The organism is Microbulbifer sp. ABF4_148 (assembly GCF_056158985.1).
On record NZ_JBSWUI010000001.1, the window covers coordinates 371,748 to 390,117 of the forward strand.

At 59.8% G+C, this 18,370-nt stretch carries 21 protein-coding genes; 11 read left to right on the forward strand and 10 right to left on the reverse strand.

The genetic code is table 11. The features are described 5' to 3' along the window. The first annotated feature begins 49 nt into the window (after positions 1-49). A complete protein-coding gene (locus tag ACXAD0_RS01535) occupies positions 50-1,084 on the forward strand; it encodes a glycerophosphodiester phosphodiesterase family protein (protein WP_475086583.1) in 1,035 nt (344 codons plus the stop codon). An 8-nt stretch (positions 1,085-1,092) separates the two neighbouring features. Here the strand turns inward: ACXAD0_RS01535 and cyaY are convergent, their stop codons facing one another. After that, entirely contained in the window at positions 1,093-1,416 is a 324-nt protein-coding gene (gene cyaY / locus ACXAD0_RS01540) for an iron donor protein CyaY (RefSeq protein ID WP_475086584.1), read from the reverse strand. Between the two features lie 109 nt (positions 1,417-1,525). Here cyaY and lptM point away from each other — a divergent pair, with 109 nt between their 5' ends. From lptM to xerC, 5 genes are read left to right on the forward strand one after another with little or no spacing between them, the layout of a single operon-like run. Then, entirely contained in the window at positions 1,526-1,762 is a 237-nt protein-coding gene (lptM, locus tag ACXAD0_RS01545; protein WP_475086585.1) for an LPS translocon maturation chaperone LptM, read from the forward strand. Then, positions 1,759-3,045, forward strand: a complete 1,287-nt coding sequence (gene lysA / locus ACXAD0_RS01550; protein WP_475086586.1) for a diaminopimelate decarboxylase — start codon at positions 1,759-1,761, stop codon at positions 3,043-3,045. The genes lptM and lysA overlap by 4 nt, the downstream gene beginning before the upstream one ends. 8 nt (positions 3,046-3,053) lie before the next feature. Continuing rightward, positions 3,054-3,884, forward strand: a complete 831-nt coding sequence (gene dapF / locus ACXAD0_RS01555) for a diaminopimelate epimerase (RefSeq protein ID WP_475086587.1) — start codon at positions 3,054-3,056, stop codon at positions 3,882-3,884. An 18-nt stretch (positions 3,885-3,902) separates the two neighbouring features. Then, on the forward strand, positions 3,903-4,634 hold the full coding sequence (locus ACXAD0_RS01560) for a DUF484 family protein (RefSeq protein WP_475086588.1): 732 nt from the start codon (positions 3,903-3,905) through the stop codon (positions 4,632-4,634). A gap of 5 nt (positions 4,635-4,639) precedes the next feature. Next, the gene (gene xerC, locus ACXAD0_RS01565; protein ID WP_475086589.1) at positions 4,640-5,563 is read left to right on the forward strand and encodes a tyrosine recombinase XerC; all 924 of its coding nucleotides are present in this window, start codon (positions 4,640-4,642) and stop codon (positions 5,561-5,563) included. A gap of 8 nt (positions 5,564-5,571) precedes the next feature. On the opposite strand, the gene ACXAD0_RS01570 is transcribed toward xerC, so the two are convergent. The 5 genes from ACXAD0_RS01570 to ACXAD0_RS01590 all read right to left on the reverse strand — a co-directional run bounded on the left by ACXAD0_RS01570 (position 5,572) and on the right by ACXAD0_RS01590 (position 9,128). Beyond that, positions 5,572-5,802: a hypothetical protein gene (locus ACXAD0_RS01570; RefSeq protein ID WP_475086590.1), complete on the reverse strand. Its 231-nt coding sequence runs from the start codon at positions 5,800-5,802 to the stop codon at positions 5,572-5,574. A 393-nt stretch (positions 5,803-6,195) separates the two neighbouring features. Beyond that, positions 6,196-6,534 carry a P-II family nitrogen regulator gene (locus ACXAD0_RS01575; RefSeq protein WP_043319767.1) on the reverse strand — a complete coding sequence of 113 codons (339 nt, stop codon included), beginning with the start codon at positions 6,532-6,534 and terminating at the stop codon, positions 6,196-6,198. Positions 6,535-6,670: 136 nt separating this feature from the next. Further along, positions 6,671-7,930: an ammonium transporter gene (locus tag ACXAD0_RS01580; RefSeq protein WP_475086591.1), complete on the reverse strand. Its 1,260-nt coding sequence runs from the start codon at positions 7,928-7,930 to the stop codon at positions 6,671-6,673. 83 nt (positions 7,931-8,013) lie between these two features. Beyond that, complete coding sequence (locus ACXAD0_RS01585; protein WP_475086592.1) at positions 8,014-8,352, reverse strand: P-II family nitrogen regulator; 339 nt, start codon at positions 8,350-8,352, stop codon at positions 8,014-8,016. A 50-nt stretch (positions 8,353-8,402) separates the two neighbouring features. Beyond that, on the reverse strand, positions 8,403-9,128 hold the full coding sequence (locus ACXAD0_RS01590) for a TorF family putative porin (protein ID WP_475086593.1): 726 nt from the start codon (positions 9,126-9,128) through the stop codon (positions 8,403-8,405). Between the two features lie 436 nt (positions 9,129-9,564). Between ACXAD0_RS01590 and ACXAD0_RS01595 the strand changes: the two genes are divergently transcribed. The 3 genes from ACXAD0_RS01595 to ACXAD0_RS01605 all read left to right on the forward strand — a co-directional run bounded on the left by ACXAD0_RS01595 (position 9,565) and on the right by ACXAD0_RS01605 (position 11,945). Further along, positions 9,565-9,798 (forward strand): accessory factor UbiK family protein, encoded by a 234-nt coding sequence (locus tag ACXAD0_RS01595; RefSeq protein WP_475086594.1) that lies wholly within the window; start codon positions 9,565-9,567, stop codon positions 9,796-9,798. Positions 9,799-9,855: 57 nt separating this feature from the next. Next, complete coding sequence (locus tag ACXAD0_RS01600; RefSeq protein ID WP_475086595.1) at positions 9,856-11,352, forward strand: YifB family Mg chelatase-like AAA ATPase; 1,497 nt, start codon at positions 9,856-9,858, stop codon at positions 11,350-11,352. 95 nt (positions 11,353-11,447) lie between these two features. After that, a complete protein-coding gene (locus ACXAD0_RS01605; RefSeq protein WP_475086596.1) occupies positions 11,448-11,945 on the forward strand; it encodes a methyltransferase family protein in 498 nt (165 codons plus the stop codon). A 7-nt stretch (positions 11,946-11,952) separates the two neighbouring features. Here ACXAD0_RS01605 and ACXAD0_RS01610 read toward each other — a convergent pair whose 3' ends face one another. The 3 genes from ACXAD0_RS01610 to ACXAD0_RS01620 are packed head-to-tail and all read right to left on the reverse strand — an operon-like array spanning position 11,953 to position 13,494. Beyond that, a complete protein-coding gene (locus ACXAD0_RS01610) occupies positions 11,953-12,495 on the reverse strand; it encodes a GNAT family N-acetyltransferase (RefSeq protein WP_475086597.1) in 543 nt (180 codons plus the stop codon). Beyond that, positions 12,492-13,013, reverse strand: a complete 522-nt coding sequence (locus ACXAD0_RS01615; RefSeq protein ID WP_475086598.1) for a GNAT family N-acetyltransferase — start codon at positions 13,011-13,013, stop codon at positions 12,492-12,494. Before ACXAD0_RS01615 ends, ACXAD0_RS01610 begins: the two co-directional genes overlap by 4 nt. Before the next feature lie 22 nt (positions 13,014-13,035). Further along, on the reverse strand, positions 13,036-13,494 hold the full coding sequence (locus ACXAD0_RS01620; protein ID WP_475086599.1) for a YaiI/YqxD family protein: 459 nt from the start codon (positions 13,492-13,494) through the stop codon (positions 13,036-13,038). Positions 13,495-13,712: 218 nt separating this feature from the next. On the opposite strand from ACXAD0_RS01620, the gene rep reads away from it, so the two are divergent. After that, a complete protein-coding gene (rep, locus tag ACXAD0_RS01625; protein ID WP_475090285.1) occupies positions 13,713-15,746 on the forward strand; it encodes a DNA helicase Rep in 2,034 nt (677 codons plus the stop codon). A 16-nt stretch (positions 15,747-15,762) separates the two neighbouring features. Here the strand turns inward: rep and ACXAD0_RS01630 are convergent, their stop codons facing one another. After that, a complete protein-coding gene (locus ACXAD0_RS01630; protein ID WP_475086600.1) occupies positions 15,763-16,425 on the reverse strand; it encodes a hypothetical protein in 663 nt (220 codons plus the stop codon). A gap of 245 nt (positions 16,426-16,670) precedes the next feature. Between ACXAD0_RS01630 and ACXAD0_RS01635 the strand changes: the two genes are divergently transcribed. After that, positions 16,671-18,341 carry a VRR-NUC domain-containing protein gene (locus tag ACXAD0_RS01635; RefSeq protein ID WP_475086601.1) on the forward strand — a complete coding sequence of 557 codons (1,671 nt, stop codon included), beginning with the start codon at positions 16,671-16,673 and terminating at the stop codon, positions 18,339-18,341. The last annotated feature ends 29 nt before the right edge of the window (positions 18,342-18,370 follow it).

Sequence of the window (18,370 nt, forward strand, 5' to 3'; positions counted from 1 at the left end):
CCTGTCGCACAAGCCGTAAACTGTTTTCCACACTGAAGGGAAGCAGAAAATGAAAAGGAAGTTTCGCCTCATCCTGCTGGTCAACCTGGCCGCACTGATTGCCATTTACCTGACCAACGCCTCCTGGCTCGCGCCTCTGGCGACCGACGGTCCCACGCTCGTATCCCACCGGGGCGTCTACCAGACCTATCACCGGGAAAACCTGGAGCGGGATACCTGCACGGCGATCCGTATCGACCCGCCCGAACACCCTTATCTCGAAAATACGCAGCCCTCGATGGAGGCCGCGTTTACTGCCGGTGCCGATATTGTCGAGATCGACATTCATCCCACCATCGATGGAGAGTTCGCCGTGTTTCACGACTGGACGCTGGATTGCCGCACAGAGGGCAGCGGCACCACCCGTGAACAGACGATGAACTACCTGCGCAGCCTCGATCTGGGCTATGGCTACACCCACGACGGAGGCCAGACGTATCCGTTTCGCGGCCAGGCCCGGGGACAAATGATGACCCTCGAGGAGGTCTACCGGGCTTTTCCGAGCAAGGCGTTTTTGCTCAATATCAAAAGTCAGAATGCGAACGAAGCGAACCTGCTACACGACTACCTGCAAGCGCGTAACCTGCCCATTGACTCGCGCCTGATGGCCTACGGACACCACCTGCCGATGGAACGCCTGCGCCAGCTGGAACCTGACGCACTGTTGTTTAGCCGGCAGAGCGTCAAGCTGTGTTTGATCCGCTACCTGCTTGTGGGGTGGAGTGGTTATGTACCGGAGGCCTGCCGCGACGGTGCGGCTATCGTTCCGGATTCACTTGCCTGGGCCGCCTGGGGTTGGCCCAATCGGCTCCAGCAACGCCTGCATGATGCAGGTAGCCTGGTATTTTCCATCAAGGATCACCACAACGGCCTGACCGGTGTTTACCGTCCGGAGCAGCTGGATTACCTGCCGGCAGACTTCCGCGGGGCGTTGTGGGTGGAGAAAATCGAGGAGATCGGGCCTTATGCACAGGCCAAGTTTAGCGGCGATCGGGCAGCGCTAGCGGAATCTAACAACCAACCGGCCGCCCGGCCACATCAATAGGCCCGGACTTAACCGAGCCCCAGTGTCACCGGCGCGCCCTGCTGCTCGGTCAAGACCCGATCGAGCAGGGTGGAAAAGTCCTCCCCTGTGGTGGTGCAGTGCCAGCCGGGGTTCTGGAATTTCAGGTGAAAGCCGCCAGAGCGCGCCGCCACCCAGAGCTCCTGATTTGCACCCTGGCGCGACAAAATGACCTGGCTTCCATTGTCTTCCAGTGTCAGGGTCAACACCGCATCGGCGCGTTCGTAGTCGATATCCCACTCGCATTCGTCCAGTGCATCTTCGACCTGGATCAGGGTCCGCTCAATGGCTGCATCAAATTCAGTCTGGCTCATGAAACAATACTTCTACTATCGGGTTGGCCGGGGTGTTCTGGCAGTGTAGTTCTGCACCGCAGCTGGCTATACTAGCAGGCTTTCGCCTATTCGCCGCAGGATGCAGCTTATGTCCTCGAGACTGCCCCCGAGAATCCCTTTCTTTCTTGCGATCTCCCTCGCATTGGCAACCAGTGCCTGTGGCCAGAAGGGGCCGCTCTATCTCCCCCAGGAAACACTTCCGCCTGCGCCCGTGTCCACCGGGGTCGTCACGGCACCGACGGCCGTTAGCCCGTCTACCGCAAACGATGGCGAAGAAGAGCAACAATCCGAATCGAGCAGTGCAGAGCAAGAAGTAGAAAAATGACCGACTTTCACTATCGCGATGGCAGCCTCTGGGCTGAGGACGTATCGCTGGAGTCCATCGCCGAGCAACACGGCACCCCGACCTATGTGTACAGCCGCGCACATCTGGAGCGCCAGTACCGCAGCTATGCCGAAGCGCTGGGTGATCACCCGGGCTTGATCTGCTATGCGGTGAAGGCCAACAGTAATCTGGGTGTGCTGTCAGTACTCGCGCAACTCGGTTCCGGCTTCGATATCGTCTCCGGCGGGGAACTCGAACGGGTCCTCGCCGCGGGCGGTGATCCGGCCAGGGTGGTGTTTTCCGGCGTCGGCAAAACCGCGGCGGAAATGCGTCGTGCGCTGGAAGTCGGCGTGCACTGTTTTAACGTTGAGTCCGGTGCCGAGCTGGATCGGCTCGCGGGTGTCGCAGAGGCAATGGGCGTGGTCGCGCCGGTCTCTTTGCGGGTCAATCCCGATGTGGATGCCAAGACCCACCCCTACATTTCCACCGGACTGAAAGAAAATAAATTCGGTATCGCGATCGAGGATGCGCCCGCGGTGTATCGACGCGCTGCAAAATCCCAGCACCTTGAAGTGGTCGGTGTGGACTGCCATATCGGATCGCAACTCACCGACCTGGCGCCCTTCCTCGATGCGCTGGACCGCCTGCTTAAACTGATCGACAGCTTGGCGGCAGATGGTATTGCGCTCAAGCATCTCGATCTCGGTGGTGGTTTGGGCGTCCGTTATCGTGGAGAGGCGCCACCGCCGGTCAGCGACTATATTGGCGCGGTCAAGTCGCGCCTGGAAGGCCGCAATCTGGCCATCGTACTCGAGCCCGGTCGTTCCATCGCCGCCAATGCAGGCCTGCTGCTGACGCGGGTGGAATTTCTCAAGCGGACCGCCGACCACAACTTTGCGATTGTTGATGCGGCGATGAACGACAACCTGCGCCCGGCGCTCTACCAGGCATGGCAGGATATCGTACCGGTGAAACCCAATTCGGCAGCGGGTGGCGGTAACGAAGAACTGTGGGATATCGTCGGCCCGGTTTGCGAAACCGCCGACTTCCTCGGCAAGCGTCGTGAACTGTCCCCGGAGCCCGGGCAACTGCTGGCGATGCTGTCCGCCGGCGCCTACGGTTTTACCATGAGTTCCAACTACAATAGTCGCCCGCGCGCCGCGGAAATACTGGTCGACGGTGATCAGGTAAACCTGCTTCGCGCCCGTGAAACCCAGGCAGACCTGGTGCGCGGCGAACACCTGGCTCCCCGACGTACTGAAGCCTCCGAACACAAGGACTGAACCAGAGAATGCGCCTGAAGTTCAGCAAAATGCACGGCCTCGGCAATGACTTTGTCATGCTCGATGGCATCAGCCAGCGGGTTCGCCTGTCCCCGGAAAAAGTCCGCCGACTGGCGGATCGCCACCTGGGTATTGGCTGTGACCAATTGCTGCTGGTGGAAGCGCCGCGCAATCCCGAGGCGGATTTCCGCTATCGCATTTTCAATGCGGATGGCTCCGAGGTGGAGAACTGCGGTAACGGCGCGCGCTGTTTTGCCCGCTTCGTACGCGAGCGCCGGCTGACCGGCAAGAACAGCCTGCTGGTGGAAACCGCTGGCGGGCTGCTGCGGCTCGACTTGCTCGAAGGTGACCAGGTGAGTGTCGATATGGGCGCCCCTGTCCTGGAGCCAGCCGCGATTCCCTTTAACGCCGATCGTGAGGCGGAGTCCTATCCCCTCGAGGTCAATGGCGAGACCTTCAATATCGGCGCCGTCTCCATGGGCAACCCACACGCCGTATTGCTGGTCGAGGACGTGCTCAATGCACCGGTGGAATCCCTCGGCCCGCGCATCGAGTCTCACGCGCGCTTCCCCGCCAACGTCAATGTCGGCTTTATGCAGCTGGAATCCCGCGAGAGCATTCGCCTGCGGGTGTTCGAACGCGGCGTGGGCGAGACACGAGCGTGCGGCACTGGCGCCTGTGCGGCCATGGTCGCGGCACACCTGCGTGGACTGGTCGATGACGAGGTTAGAGTCCACCTGCCCGGTGGCACCCTGACAATTCACTGGAGTGGTCCCGGTACCCCGGTTACCATGACGGGGCCTGCCACGTCGGTATACCACGGGCAGATCAATCTCTGACAGACGAGCCACAGCAGCATGACCGAGCACAGCGACGCAATCGAGTCCGGCCCGAGCGCAGCGGAATCCACCTCGCCCCGTGACCGCAAGTCACTGGCGCGGCAGGTGGCACGCTACCTGATGCAGAACCCGGACTTTTTCGCCGACCACCTGGAGCTGCTCGAGAATATGCGTTTGCCGCGACAAAATGGCAAAACCGTCTCGCTGATGACTCACCAGACCAACCTGCTGCGAGAGCGCAACATCGAGATGCGGCAACGGCTCGATCAGTTGCTGAACGCCGCACGCGAAAACGATGCGCTTTTCCTGCACACCCGGAGACTGGTACTGGCACTGCTGGAAGCCGCTGAGCTCTCGGAGGCCGCAAACGCGTTGCAGCGCAGTTTCGAAAAGGACTTTGGTGTTGAGTTCACCGCACTGACCCTGTTCGAACCCGTCCCCAGCAGCCAGCGATGCGACGCCCTCAACGTGCGTTCACGTACCAGTGGCGAAGCCGCTATTGGTGCCCTGTTGCGCAATGGCCGCACCGTCTGCGGGGTTTTGCGTGGGTCAGAAAAACAGTTCCTGTTTGGGGACCAGGCCGATCATGTCGCCTCCGCGGCGGTTGTACCGCTGGCAAACCAGCTGGGTGTGCTCGCCGTGGGTTCCGGGGATGCACAGCACTATAGTTCCAGCCTGGACACCATGTTCCTCTCCTATATCGGCGAAGTACTCGAACGGGTATTGCCGGACCTGATGAATCGGGGCTAGGCCCGTTGGACCTGTCGCTCGCCATCGAGCAATTCCTCCATCACCTGCGCCACATCAAGCGCCTGTCGCCGCACACGTGTGATGGCTACGAGCGCGACCTGCGCCAGTTACTGCGTCTCACCGAGAGCAGTCAGGGCTCGCAGCTCGCCGATTTAACCGAAATGACCTTGCGCCAGCACCTGGCACAACTGCATCGCGGTGGACTCGGTCCGCGCAGTCTGCAGCGATGGCTATCCGCGGTTCGCAATCTGTTCAAGCATGCGCTGACGCAGGGTTGGGTCGCCGCGAACCCGGCGGCGGGTCTGCGCGCTCCCAAAGGGGAAAAGAAACTGCCGCGACCACTGGATGTGGATGCCGCCGGTGAGTTTGTTGAGAGCCCCGCGCACATTGCCACTGGCGACGACGCCCTGGCGCTTCGCGATCGCGCCATACTCGAGCTGTTTTACAGCAGCGGGTTGCGCCTGAGCGAATTGACCGCACTGAACTGGCACGATATCGACGCACAGGCAGCGGAAATCAGGGTAACAGGCAAAGGTGGCAAGAGCCGACTGCTCCCCATCGGCCGTACCGCGCTGGAGGCCCTGGCCACGTGGCGCAAGCAAGCACCGGCGTCTGAAGATGCGGCGGTGTTCGTATCCATGAAGGGAAAGCGGCTTGGCAACCGGGCGGTGCAGGCACGCCTCGCACACTGGTCCAGAGCCAGCGGCGCCGAACAGCGCGTCCACCCGCATATGCTGCGGCACTCGTTCGCCAGCCATATGCTCGAATCCAGCGGAGACCTGCGCGCCGTGCAGGAACTACTGGGCCATGCCGATATCGGCACCACCCAAATCTATACGCACCTGGATTTCCAGCACCTGGCCAAGGTGTACGACAAAGCCCACCCGCGCGCACGCGCGGGGGGGACAAATGGCGATTCGGAAGAGTAGAACAGCCTTCAGATAGGCCTGCTGCCGTATTTCGGTTGCGGCTTACGCGGCGGGTCCGCGGTGACATCGGGATCTATTTCCGCAATAGCGCCGCCGCTGGCGAGAAATTCCTCAACGTCATCACATAACTGGGTTCTCGCTCGCTGGCGAGAAGTAATACTGCGCTCCTCAGCAAAGTCCTCATTGTCCTTGCTGTTGCGCGCGTTGCTGGTTTGCTCTTCATTTCCATCGGTTTTCATAACTCTAACCCTGTAACTGAAACTCCTGTTACAGAGGACGTACCCCTGTGCCGCCGCCCCTCAATGTCGTAACCGGGGTCCGCAAGATAATGCGGAATCCTGCCAGCACTGACACCACGCGGCGGCGAGTAATATATAGGCACTCGGTTGCCGTCCCGCCAGCAAAGCGGCGCGGGAAAGATAGAGTTTTTTGTCAGGCAAGTTACAGCGGATATTGCGCTTGGTTATGCAGAAAAAAGCGCCGTTTGAGCGAGGTGGGCAACACCGAGGAAAAGCCCGCAAAGCGAAGTGACCACCAATTTTGCCTTTCGCAAAGCAATAAAAAAGGCCCCGGAGGGGCCTTTTTGAATTTGGCGCAAATTGCTTCGCGCCGGGCAAAATCCTGCGGAGACCTTAAACGGCCTCGCTACCGGTTTCGCCAGTACGGATGCGGATCACTTCTTCCAGAGCGGTAATGAAGATTTTTCCGTCACCGATTTTACCGGTCTGAGCGGCTTTGGTGATCGCTTCAACAGCGCTATCCACCATGCTGTCATCAACGGCCAGCTCAAGCTTTACCTTGGGCAGGAAGTCCACGACATACTCAGCACCGCGATACAGTTCGGTATGGCCCTTCTGGCGGCCAAAACCTTTTACTTCAGTTACGGTCATACCCTGAACGCCCACTTCAGACAATGCAGTACGCACGTCGTCGAGCTTGAAGGGTTTAACCACTGCGGTAATCAATTTCATCTGAGCTATTCCCTTGGTCTTGGGCCCTGTTACGAGGCCCGTTGGTTATTCTGCGGGAGTCGGGTCGCGGGACCCTTCCGCGAAAGCAATCCCAGGGCAGCGACCGCCAGGCAGTCACTGCACCTGTTCAGAGCAATTACTTGCTCATGAACTCGGGGTAAGCTTCCATTCCGCACTCAGCCAAGTCAACACCTTCTTGCTCCTCGTCTTCAGAGACGCGGATACCGGTGATGACCTTGAGCAGGAACCAGACTGCGAAGGAGGCTGCAAATACCCAACCGAAGATGGTCGCAGCGCCGATCAGCTGACCGCTGAAGGTAGAGCCGTCGTTCGTCAGCGGTACCAGCAACAGGCCCAGCAGACCAACAACACCGTGCACGGAGATTGCACCAACCGGATCGTCGATCTTCAGCTTGTCCAGGCCAACGATGGAGAAGACAACCAGAACACCGCCGAGGGCGCCGAACAGGGTTGCCTGCAGGGCAGTCGGGGTGGAAGGCTCAGCGGTAATCGCTACCAGACCAGCCAGAGCACCGTTCAGCAGCATGGTCAGGTCGGCCTTGCCGAACAGGACGCGTGCAGTGATCAGGGCGGCAATTGCACCGCCCGCAGCAGCGGTGTTGGTGTTCAGGAATACCATGGCAACAGAGTGCGCGTTTGCAGCATCGCCCAGCTTCAGTACGGAACCGCCGTTGAAGCCGAACCAGCCCATCCACAGGATGAAGGTACCGAGGGTTGCCAGCGGCAGGTTGGCACCCGGAATGGCGTAAACTTCGCCGTTCGGGCCGTACTTGCCTTTACGAGCGCCCAGCAGCAGAACGCCAGCCAGAGCAGCGGCAGCACCAGCCATGTGCACGATGCCGGAACCGGCAAAGTCAGAGAAGCCCAGATCGCCCAGGTTGTACAGGCCGAATACTTCCTTGCCACCCCAGGTCCAGGAACCTTCCAGCGGGTAGATGAAGCCGGTCAGGACAACGGCGAAGATCAGGAAGCTCCACAGCTTCATACGCTCTGCAACCGCACCGGAAACGATGGACATGGCAGTAGCAACGAAGACTACCTGGAAGAAGAAGTCAGAAGCACCGGAGTAAACCGAGCCACCTTCGAAGCCAGCGTCAGCCGAATCGGCCAGCACGCCTTCGAGGTCAAATGCTTCGATACCGGACAGCAGGATGCCGCCGTCATACATGATCGCGTAGCCGCTGATCAGGTACATGATACAAGCGATGGCAAACAGCGCCACGTTCTTGGTGAGAATTTCGGTGGTGTTCTTAGAACGTACCAGACCTGCTTCCAACATAGAGAAGCCCGCTGCCATCCACATGACCAGCGCGCCGCACACGAGGAAGTAAAACGTATCCATTGCATACTGCAACTGGAAAATTTGATTTTCCATTTTTCGCTCCGTTTAATCCCGAGAGTTATAAAAAAGTTGTTTAATTTTTTTTTGGCTATTCGGTTGCGTTACCCGCGCAGTTGTTACAGCGCTTCTGTGCCGGTTTCGCCGGTGCGAATACGCACAACCTGTTCCAGGTTGGCAACAAAGATCTTGCCATCGCCAATTTTGCCACTGTGCGCACCGGAGCCAATGGCTTCGAGTACGGCGTCCAGCTGGCTGTCCTCCACTGCAATTTGCAGCATGGTTTTAGGCAGGAAATCCACAACGTACTCCGCTCCGCGGTAAAGTTCGGTGTGGCCTTTCTGCCGACCAAATCCTTTAACCTCGCTCACGGTAATACCAGAAACGCCAGCTTCCGCCAGCGCATCGCGAACCGCGTCGAGCTTAAAGGGTTTGATTATTGCGGTTACCAGTTTCATGGTTCCCCCTAAAAAGTAGAGGCCCACCGATGAGGGCGGGCCGAGATCACTTACCAGCTGTAAGTAGCGCCAGCAACGAGGCCTGCTTCACACCAATCCAGGTCGAAGCACTCAGCATCGCTGATGTCAGTGCCGATAAGAGAGGCGCTCAGAGCCAGGCTGCCAAATTCTTTGCTCAGGGTTACTGAGTAATCAATGTAAGAGTCGGACTCGAACAGGAAAGACTCTTCGTCAAACAGGTTGATACCCGCGCTCAGATCGAGAGCGATATCGTTCGGCAGGGCGAAAGAGTAAGCGGCGTTCAGGTAAACGAACTCGCCGGTAGCAGCCCAGTAGTCGTCGGAGTAAGCAGCGCCGAGGCTCAGGTCGCCAACGCTCAGGCTACCGTACACTTCCTGGTAATCTTCATCCTGATCGCTACCGTGGTAGGCGTAGTAGATGTAGCCAACGTCGTAGCTCACGTTGTCGTCCAGGTCGCCGGCGAAGCCGAAGTAAACGTCCTGCTCAGCCTTGGTTTCGTCACTGCCGTAAGCGAAGTCAACCTGGGAAGCCCAGGTACCTGCGTACAGGCCGTTACCGAAGTCCAGGTCTACACCGCCCTGAACCGCCGGTGCACGATCGCTCTGGCTGATGCCACGGAAGCGATAGTCACTGACAACACCAACATTCGCGCTAGCGGAAATACCAGACTCTTCTGCGTTCACGGCAGAAGAAACACTCAGCGCCAGGGCACTAGCAGTAAATACAGCAGCAATTTTGTTCAATTTGATTCCCACCTTGGTTCTCCTTGGTATCTGTGAATATGTCTATTCATTTGTTATGTGGTGCAGCCTGTATCAGTTCGGGTCACGAGCCGCTGAAGATGTCTCAGTGGTCGCCAGTCGGTGCCTCGTGAGCCTGTCCCTGCCCGGCGTCTGAAAATGATCTGCAGTGGTGCAATTGCAGACATGATGCCAAGTTTGCAATTTCGTTTAATTTCAAGGGGTTATGATGCAAAACGGGGCGTTTGGCAGGTGGCGCGCGAAAACGGGGCGCACCAGAATATTGCGCCGAAGCGGTGCACGCACAGTTTTGGGGACATTTTGGTGCGCGCGAACCATGACAGAGCATAAATTGCCGGATTCGCGCAGATTGTGAACCAGGTTGGCGAAACCTGTGGCTGGGTTACAATCGAAAACTATTCTCGGGCAGTATATTAGTGAGGAATTGCGGATGAGTAGCGACAAACTGCAACAACTTTTGCAGGAGCTGCAACAACAGGGTGCAGTCATCGGCAGCGACCTGCGCGATGCACTCAGTGTCGCGCTGGCCAAGCTGCCGCTGGTCACACAACAGGAGTTTGATACCCAGGCCGCCATCCTGCAGCGCACGCGGGAGAAGCTCGCCGCACTCGAAGCGCAAATGGCAGATTTGGAAAACAGGCTGGAAGAACGCGACCAGACGTAACCCAGCCCACTCCAAACACTCCCAACCGTTCAGGCCAGTTCAAGGAAGACAGACGCCGTGAACCTATCGGTTACCTATTCCCGTGCCCAACTGGGCATCGATGCCCCGCCAGTGGTGGTTGAAGTTCATCTCGCCAACGGCTTGCCCGCCTTCAATATTGTCGGGCTGCCCGAGGCGGCGGTCCGCGAGAGCCGCGACCGTGTGCGCAGTGCGCTGGTGAACAGCCACTTTGAATTCCCGCAACGGCGTATCACCGTCAATCTGGCACCGGCCGACCTGCCGAAGGAGGGCGGCCGCTACGATCTGGCCATTGCCCTCGGCATCCTCGCGGCGTCCGGGCAGGTTCCCGGCGACAGGCTGGGAGACTATGAGTTTATTGGTGAGCTGGCACTGACAGGCGCGCTGCGAGAGATACCGGGCACCCTGCCGGCAGCTATCGCCTGCGGTGCCGCCGGACGTACCCTGGTGGTACCCGAGGGGTGCAGCGAAGAAGCCGGGCTCGCCGGCGTGCCCGCCCGGGTGGCCGACAGCCTGCTACAAGTTTGCGCCCACTTACACCAACGGCAGGCCTTACCAGAAGCCTCTCCTCCTGCGAGCGACGCCCTGCTCGACGTACCCGACCTCGCAGATGTACGGGGACAGCTGCGCGCGCGTCGCGCACTCGAAGTGGCTGCGGCGGGCGGCCACAACCTGCTGTTTTACGGCCCCCCGGGAACGGGCAAGACCATGCTGGCGAGCCGCCTGGCAGGCGTGCTGCCCCCGCTCGCCCGTGCAGAGCAGCTGGAGGTCGCAGCGGTGTATTCCAGCGCCGGCCTGCCGCGACAGCTGCAGCGCCCGTTTCGCGCGCCGCACCACAGTGCCTCTCCCACCGCGCTGGTCGGGGGCGGCAGTTCACCGCGTCCGGGGGAAATCTCGCTGGCCCATCGAGGAGTACTGTTTCTGGATGAATTGCCGGAGTTTCCGCGCCATGCGCTGGAAATTTTGCGCGAACCTCTCGAGAGCGGTGAGGTGCGTATTGCCCGCGCCCGCGCACAGGTCACCTTTCCGGCGGGATTTCAGCTGGTGGCGGCCATGAACCCCTGCCCCTGCGGTTATCTCGGTGAGCCGCGTTGCCGCTGTACGCCGGACCAGATCCAGCGCTATCGCGGCAAACTTTCCGGCCCACTGCTGGATCGGATTGATATGCAGGTCGAAGTGGCAACGCTTCCGGCGTCAGCCCTACATGAAACCCCACCCGGGGAGTCCTCGGCAGCGGTGCGCCGGCGTGTGACGCAAGCTCGTGAACGCCAACTGCAAAGACAGTCTACAATTAACGCGCAATTGACAGGACGTGCACTGGATCAGCACTGTGCGCTCGGCAGCGCAGAAGCGCAGTTGCTGCACCGGTCGGTCGAAAAACTTGGACTTTCGGCCAGAAGTTACCACCGCATTCTGAGGGTTGCCCGTACGCTGGCCGATCTCGACGATAAGCCGCAAATCAGTGCGGCGGAAATTGCCGAGGCATTGGCCTACCGCAACCTCGATCGCCCTGTCGCCGAAACAGCCGGCGTGTGATTGGTACAACCCCGCCAGTTGAGACATCAGGGATGGGCGTCAGTATTGGCCCCGCATCCCAGCCAACCGTAGTCGCCCACAAGGATAGTTTTGGTATGGCAAATGCTTCCGGTGTACCCGCCGCGATGGATACACAGGACCGCCCACAGGTCGTGATCCTGCCATCGCTGCTTTACGCAATCGGGTTTATTGCCGTCTTGCTGTTGGACTGGCTGCATCCGCTACTGGTCCTGCAAACGGAAACACTGCTCTGGCGACCCGCCATGGCACTGCTGGTACCCGGGTTGATACTGCTCGCATGGAGCGCGGCAACCCTGCGCCAGAATGGCACCAGCAGTAATCCCGGCGAGGCCGCCAACCGACTGGTCTGCGAGGGCCCCTACCGCTTGTCCCGGAATCCGATGTATCTCGCGCTGGCGCTGGTTTTTCTCGGCGGCACCCTGCTGATCAATTCCTGGTGGGGCCCCCTGATCTCGGCCCCGTTGATTGCGATTACGCATTACGGGGTCATCCGCCGCGAAGAGACCTATCTCTCCGCGCGCTTCGGCGCCGCCTACAGTACCTACCGCAGGCGCGTGCGTCGCTATTTCTAGTACGGGTTCACTCGGCCGGTGCGGAGACGCGATAGAGCAGATGGCGCCGCAGTCGATGTCCCGAAGCCAGGCCCGGGTGATCAAACGTGCCCTCTTGCTGCATGCCCAGCTTGTGCATGACCCGCTCCGAGCGAGTGTTTTGGCAGGGCGTAAATGCCACGACGGACGAGAGTGAGAGCTCGTCAAACGCAAACGTCAGTGCACGCCGTGCAGCCTCCACCGCATAGCCGCGCCCCCAGTTCTGGCGGGCCAGTCGCCAACCGATTTCCACGCCGGGCGCAAATGGCATTTCAGGCTTCAGGGTTTGCAACCCGGTAAAGCCGACCAGTATTCCGGAATCCCGCTCTTCCAGCGCCCAGAAACCCCAGCCATACCGTTCGAAGTGATCGCACAATCGCTGATGACCCGCATCGCTCTCGACGCGGTTGAGGACAGACGGGAAAAATTCCATAACCCGCGGATCCGCATTGATGGCGGCCAGAGCGGCTTTGTCATCGTCCCGCCACGGTCGCATGCGCAGGCGCTCGGTGCACATCGTGACGGGTGTCATAACGGCAGTGCCTCCGGTCCGGCCTGAACGCTCGCCAATGAAGCGACCAGATATTCGCATTTGTCCAGATCTTCCATCGGCTGTGGATAAACGGCGGATGAAAAACCCAGGCGGCGGTACAGTTGAACGGCGGGGACATTGTCAGCCAGGACGAACAGCGAGCACTCGCTCACCTGCAGCTCGCGACATCCCTCCTCCGCCAGGCGCCGGACCAGCTCGCCGCCGAGCCCACGTCCACGCCGGCCGGGCGCAATGATCAGGTGGCCGAGATGGCAGCGCCCCGCGCGCAGGTAATACTGCCCGAAACCCAGCATGTTCCCCGTGGGTCCGACAAGCGCCCGATTCGGCAGGGCATCCCAGCGACTGTCCTCGCGGAAGGTCTGCGCATCAAATGGGAAGCGCAGCCAGGGACCCCCCCAGTCCATCGCCTGTGCAGCCGTCTGCAGCCAACTCGCCAGCTCCTCACGCTGCCCCTCACTGGCCGGTACCAGTTGGCAAGTACGCACCGCGTCGTTCACGGCGAGCTCCTGCTGCTCATACTCAGGCCCCGCGCTGGCGAGACAGCCAGCGGTCGAGCTGGTCGGCAAAAGCCTTGCGCTCGGTCTGCCCCAGGGCCGGCGGCCCACCGGTATGCATGCCACTGGCACGCATGGTGTCCATAAAGTCGCGCATATTGAGTCGTGCACGGATGTTCGCCGCGGTATGACGTTCTCCCCGCGGACTGAGTGCGGTCGCCCCTTTCTCAATGACCTCTGCAGCCAGGGGGATGTCACTGGTGATCACCAGGTCTCCGGCCGCGCAGCGACGCACGATCTCGTTATCCGCGACATCAAATCCGGAAGTCACCTGCACCGATCGGATCACCTGCGAGGGCGGTACCCGCATGTATTGATTGGCCACCAGCGTCGTCTCAGTACCGGTGCGCTCCGCCGCACGGAACAGGATCTCGCGAATCACCACCGGGCAGGCATCCGCGTCCACCCAAATTTTCGCCCCCATGGGCACCTCCTCCCAACACATGTCATATGCCCGCTGGGCGCGGGCAGGCCTCTTTATAGCCAATCCCTGCGGTGCTGGCTATGAACACAATCCGGCGCCGCAGTCGCAAATGAATCCATGGTCTGCCGATTGCAGGTCAACGGAACCCGCGCCCCCTGATAGAATGCGGAGCCTGAATGCTCCACGTGGGGCTCAATCACCCGGAAGTCGCGTTACCCATGACCCAGCTCAACCCCCGCCAGGCGGAGGCAGTGAAATATGTAGACGGCCCCTGCCTGGTTCTGGCGGGTGCCGGCTCCGGCAAGACCAGTGTAATCACCCGCAAGATTGCCTACCTGATCGAAGAGTGTGGATTCGCTGCGCGCAACATTGCCGCCCTGACCTTCACCAACAAGGCGGCGCGGGAAATGAAGGAGCGGGTGAGCAAGCTACTGCGCGGCGCCGACGGCAAGAGCAGCAAGGCCTCGCATGGACTGACCGTCTCTACGTTCCATAACCTGGGCCTGAACATCCTCCGCAAGGAATACCGCACCGCCGGCTTCAAACCCGGATTTTCGATCTTCGATGCGGAAGATGCACGCGCACTCATCAAGGAGCTGATGCTACGCGATGGTGACCTGGACACCGACCTGCTGGACCGGGTACAGAACCAGATTTCCAACTGGAAAAACGACATGCTCATGCCGCGCGACGCCATGGCGCAGGCGCAAAGTGCGGGAGAACAGGCCATCGCGGTGGCCTATGGTCGCTATTGTGATGCCCTCAAGGCGTACAACGCGGTGGACTTCGATGACCTGATTCTACTGCCGGTGCAACTGTTCGACAGCGATCCGGAACTGCTGCAACGCTGGCGCAAAAAGATCCGCTACCTGCTGGTGGATGAGTACCAGGACACCAACAACTCCCAGTACCTGCTGGTGAAAATGCTGGTGGGCGGCCGCGGCGGCCTGACCGTGGTAGGCGACGACGACCAGTCGATTTACGCCTGGCGCGGCGCACGCCCGGAAAACATGAGCCAGCTGCAAGTCGACTTTCCCAACCTGCGCCTGATCAAGCTGGAACAAAACTATCGCTCCACCAGCCGCATCCTGCGCGTCGCCAACCACCTGATTGCGCACAACCCCCACGACTTCGACAAGGCACTCTGGTCCGACCGCGGCCTCGGCGAGGAAATCCGGGTAGTGAAAGTGCCGAATGAAAACGAAGAGGCGGAGCGGGTTGCCAATGAGATCTTCCTGCAGCGCGCCCGGCGCGGTGCGAAATTCATGGACTTCGCGGTGCTCTACCGCGGCAACCATCAGGCGCGCCTGATCGAAATGAAATTGCAGGAGAACCAGATTCCCTACCAGATGTCCGGTGGCACCTCGTTTTTTGCCCGTGCGGAGATCAAGGACGTGATGGCCTACCTGCGTCTGCTGGTGAACCCGGATGACGACAACGCCTTCCTGCGCATCATCAATACCCCGCGCCGCCAGATCGGTACCAGCTCCCTCGAGGCGCTGGGCAATTATGCCAAGGGCCGCGAGATTTCCATGTTCGCCGCCTGTAGCGAGCTCGGCTTTCGCGAGCACATCAACGAACAGGGCTACGAGCGCCTGAACCGGTTTGCCCTGTGGCTCGAAGGCGTGCAGCGCAATTGCCGCGAAAATACCGCCGAAACCGCACTGCGCGAAATGCTCGACGATATCGATTACCAGGGTTGGTTGTCGCAGAACGCCAGTAGCGAGAAAGTGGCCGAGAAGCGCATGGAAAATGTGTACTGGCTGCTGGAAAGCCTGAACAAAATCATGGAAGGCACCGACGACGAACTGGAACAGGATATCCGCCTCGAGCAGGCCATTTCCAAGTTGATCCTGCGCGACATGCTCGACCGTCAGGAAGAAGAGGAAGCGACCGACAAGGTCAGCCTGATGACCCTGCACGCCGCCAAGGGTCTGGAATTCCCCCACGTGTTTATGATCGGCATGGAAGAAAACCTGCTGCCGCACCGCAACAGCATCGAAGACGACAATATCGAGGAAGAGCGCCGCCTGACCTATGTCGGCATTACCCGTGCGCAACGCACGCTGATGATGACCCTGGCCGGCAAGCGCAAGCAGTTCGGAGAAACCCAGGACACCACCCCCAGCCGCTTTATCGAAGAGCTGCCGGAGGAAGACATTATTCTGGAAGGTTTCGGCCAGGCCACGCCGGAGCAAAATCAGGCAAAGGGTGAGGAGACGCTGGGGTCGCTGCTGAGTATGTTCGACTAACCTTTCACACTTTTGCCTATGCAGGCGTATTTGCCCGCGGCTGGGCATCCTGGATCATTTGATACACCACGGACAGTGCAATCATTTCCGCAGCGAGCGCCACGTTGACGAAGATACTGATAAAAATATCAGAGTAGGGAAGCAGGCTCGCGACCAATACCGGAATTGAAAAGATGGCAGGTACGACCAAAACCACCAGCAGCATCAAGAGCTGATGATTTGCGGTGGCCTGCCACGCTTGCCGCAACGTCATCGGCTTGTCCGCCGCCGCGGCAGGTAACACGAGACACAAACGGCCGACACCCCAGCCGATCAAGAGCACACCGACTAACGTTGCCGCGATCGAATCCGCTGTCAGCATCGTCAGCGCGAGGATCGCCATGCCAAACCCCAGAAACTTCAACAGAAAGCGGGTTTCTCGCCATGTCCACGCCCTCAGTCCCCAGGCGGGCATCGACCCTGCGGGCATCAGGACAATGCGTATTGCGGTAATCGCGACAACGATCTGGAGGCACAGGGTAACTATCGCCACCACGATCGCGGCAATCGAAGTAGCGCGCTGAGACAGGACATCGATCAGTAGAAGGGCGAGAAACGGCCACGCCAATGCCTGCAGCAACGCTGTTGCGTGCCGCGTGATCGCTTGAAAAGTTCCAATCAATACTTTGCCGAACCCCATTACGGATGCTCCCGCTCCTTGTGCCGTGTACTGATGTCATGTGCACTGCTTCGATGGATTATATGAGGACCGCATCCGCCAATACCACCTTACCCTGTCCTGCCGTCGCGCTTCGCACCGGTCACGCCCGGGCAGTCATTATCGGGTTTGTACCGAAGACGCCCATGCTGTATAAAAACACAGCTATATCTTACGCAAGCAATTGAACCCCTCATCTGCAGCTCAATAAAGAATGACTCCTCGCCATGGAATCTCCTGTCGAACTGGCACCCGACTATTACCTGGAAAACTTCCAGGCCCTGATGCAGTTTGTCGCCGACCGCTATATGGACCTCCTGTCGGCGGAAGAGCAACGGTTTTACGACGCCTTTCGCGCCCAGGGTGTTGATGCTCAGCGCCTTTACGTACGCCTGCTATCGCGCAAGGGCGTACCTTCCGGGGCGGGCGCCCTGTTCCGCCTCGGCAAGCTGAAGTATGAAGAGATTACCGATCTCTCCACAGCAGTGGACCAGCTGCATGCGGACGGCCTTCTGCGAATAGATCCCGAGCAGGGGGCAGGCGCACTGCTCCCCCTGTTCACCAAGCCCGAGCTCGTTGCCCGCGCACCTGTCCCGCAAGCAAAAAATCTCAAGCGCGATGCTTTGGAACAGGCGCTGCTCGAGCATCATGACGATCGTATGCTGAGAACCCGGTTAACTCGGGATGAGACCATTTTGGCAGTACAGTCGGCAGAGCATTTCGATACCTTCCGGTTGCTGTTTTTTGGCAACCTGCATCAGGATCTGACCGATTATGTGCTCCGCGACCTGGGGCTGTACCGCTATGAACGTTATCCGCTGGATCGGAACAACCTGCCGTTTCGCTCGCGCGACCAGCTGGACCTCCATCGGCAGTACTATCGCTGTCTGGAAGATCTCGACAGCGCACTGGAAACCGGTACCGATGCCATCCTCATGCTGGCAGAGGCGCTGCCCGATTCTCATCCCGAGGATGCGACCCTGGACCGCCGGCTGGATCGACTGCGCCTGACGCTGGCGCGACAGCTGGAACGACTCGATGCGCTCGCAGAGGCCGATCAACTCTACCGGCACTGTGGTCGGCCACCCGCGCGTGAACGACGCGCCCGTATCGCCGTGACCCGGGGCGACGGTGACGCCGGGCTGGCTCTGTGCCGGCAAATTCTGCAGCAGCCCGCCAACGAGGCGGAGCAATTATTTGCAGAAAGTTTCGGCCATCGCACCGCCAAAAAACTTGGACAGCAAGCGCACTGGCCCGCTCCCCGGCGCTATACCGCACCGACCGAAACGGTGAGATTGGCGCAGACCGATGAACGCGTGGAGCTGGTCGCCGCCGAGTATCTGGAAGGAGAAGCGTCCGGAAGCGGAGACTGTTTCTGGGTCGAGAATATGCTGTTCAATGGCATGCTGGGTCTGTACTTATGGGACCAGGTCTTCGCGCCGGTTCCCGGTGCCTTTTTCAATCCCTTCCAGATCGCGCCCAGCGATTTCCGCACCAGCGACTTTTATCCACAGCGGCGCGCGGCCATCGACGCACACCTGACGGCACTGGACCGGGAAACCCTGCAAGAACGCATTCTGCAGACCTACCGCGACAAGCAGGATATTGCCAATCCGCTGGTCGCCTGGGATGGCCTATCGGAAACCCTGCTGGAATTTGCAATCGAGCGTATTCCCGCCGACCACTGGCGGGCGATTTTCCAGCGTCTGGTCAGTGATATACCCCAGCATCGCAACGGCATGCCGGACCTGATCCTGTTCCCTGAGCACTGCGGCTATGAACTGGTCGAAGTAAAAGGTCCCGGCGACCGGCTGCAACAAAATCAACAACGCTGGCTGCGCTACTTTGCCGAGCACCAGATACCCCATCGCGTGCTCCATGTGGAATGGCAGCCCTAAGGGAAATGCCAGGCCCGCAAACGCCGCCA

Excerpts from the sequence above, each read along its gene's own strand:
- ACXAD0_RS01535 (WP_475086583.1), top strand. The coding sequence starts at position 50 with ATGAAAAGGAAGTTTCGCCTCATCCTGCTGGTCAACCTGGCCGCACTG.
- ACXAD0_RS01585 (WP_475086592.1), bottom strand. The coding sequence starts at position 8,352 with ATGAAACTGGTAACCGCAATAATCAAACCCTTTAAGCTCGACGCGGTT.
- ACXAD0_RS01620 (WP_475086599.1), bottom strand. The coding sequence starts at position 13,494 with ATGGGGGCGAAAATTTGGGTGGACGCGGATGCCTGCCCGGTGGTGATT.
- ACXAD0_RS01575 (WP_043319767.1), bottom strand. The coding sequence starts at position 6,534 with ATGAAATTGATTACCGCAGTGGTTAAACCCTTCAAGCTCGACGACGTG.
- ACXAD0_RS01595 (WP_475086594.1), top strand. The coding sequence starts at position 9,565 with ATGAGTAGCGACAAACTGCAACAACTTTTGCAGGAGCTGCAACAACAG.
- ACXAD0_RS01560 (WP_475086588.1), top strand. The coding sequence starts at position 3,903 with ATGACCGAGCACAGCGACGCAATCGAGTCCGGCCCGAGCGCAGCGGAA.
- ACXAD0_RS01635 (WP_475086601.1), top strand. The coding sequence starts at position 16,671 with ATGGAATCTCCTGTCGAACTGGCACCCGACTATTACCTGGAAAACTTC.
- lptM (WP_475086585.1), top strand. The coding sequence starts at position 1,526 with ATGTCCTCGAGACTGCCCCCGAGAATCCCTTTCTTTCTTGCGATCTCC.
- cyaY (WP_475086584.1), bottom strand. The coding sequence starts at position 1,416 with ATGAGCCAGACTGAATTTGATGCAGCCATTGAGCGGACCCTGATCCAG.
- rep (WP_475090285.1), top strand. The coding sequence starts at position 13,713 with ATGACCCAGCTCAACCCCCGCCAGGCGGAGGCAGTGAAATATGTAGAC.
- lysA (WP_475086586.1), top strand. The coding sequence starts at position 1,759 with ATGACCGACTTTCACTATCGCGATGGCAGCCTCTGGGCTGAGGACGTA.
- dapF (WP_475086587.1), top strand. The coding sequence starts at position 3,054 with ATGCGCCTGAAGTTCAGCAAAATGCACGGCCTCGGCAATGACTTTGTC.
- ACXAD0_RS01630 (WP_475086600.1), bottom strand. The coding sequence starts at position 16,425 with ATGGGGTTCGGCAAAGTATTGATTGGAACTTTTCAAGCGATCACGCGG.
- ACXAD0_RS01610 (WP_475086597.1), bottom strand. The coding sequence starts at position 12,495 with ATGACACCCGTCACGATGTGCACCGAGCGCCTGCGCATGCGACCGTGG.
- ACXAD0_RS01570 (WP_475086590.1), bottom strand. The coding sequence starts at position 5,802 with ATGAAAACCGATGGAAATGAAGAGCAAACCAGCAACGCGCGCAACAGC.
- ACXAD0_RS01580 (WP_475086591.1), bottom strand. The coding sequence starts at position 7,930 with ATGGAAAATCAAATTTTCCAGTTGCAGTATGCAATGGATACGTTTTAC.
- ACXAD0_RS01605 (WP_475086596.1), top strand. The coding sequence starts at position 11,448 with ATGGCAAATGCTTCCGGTGTACCCGCCGCGATGGATACACAGGACCGC.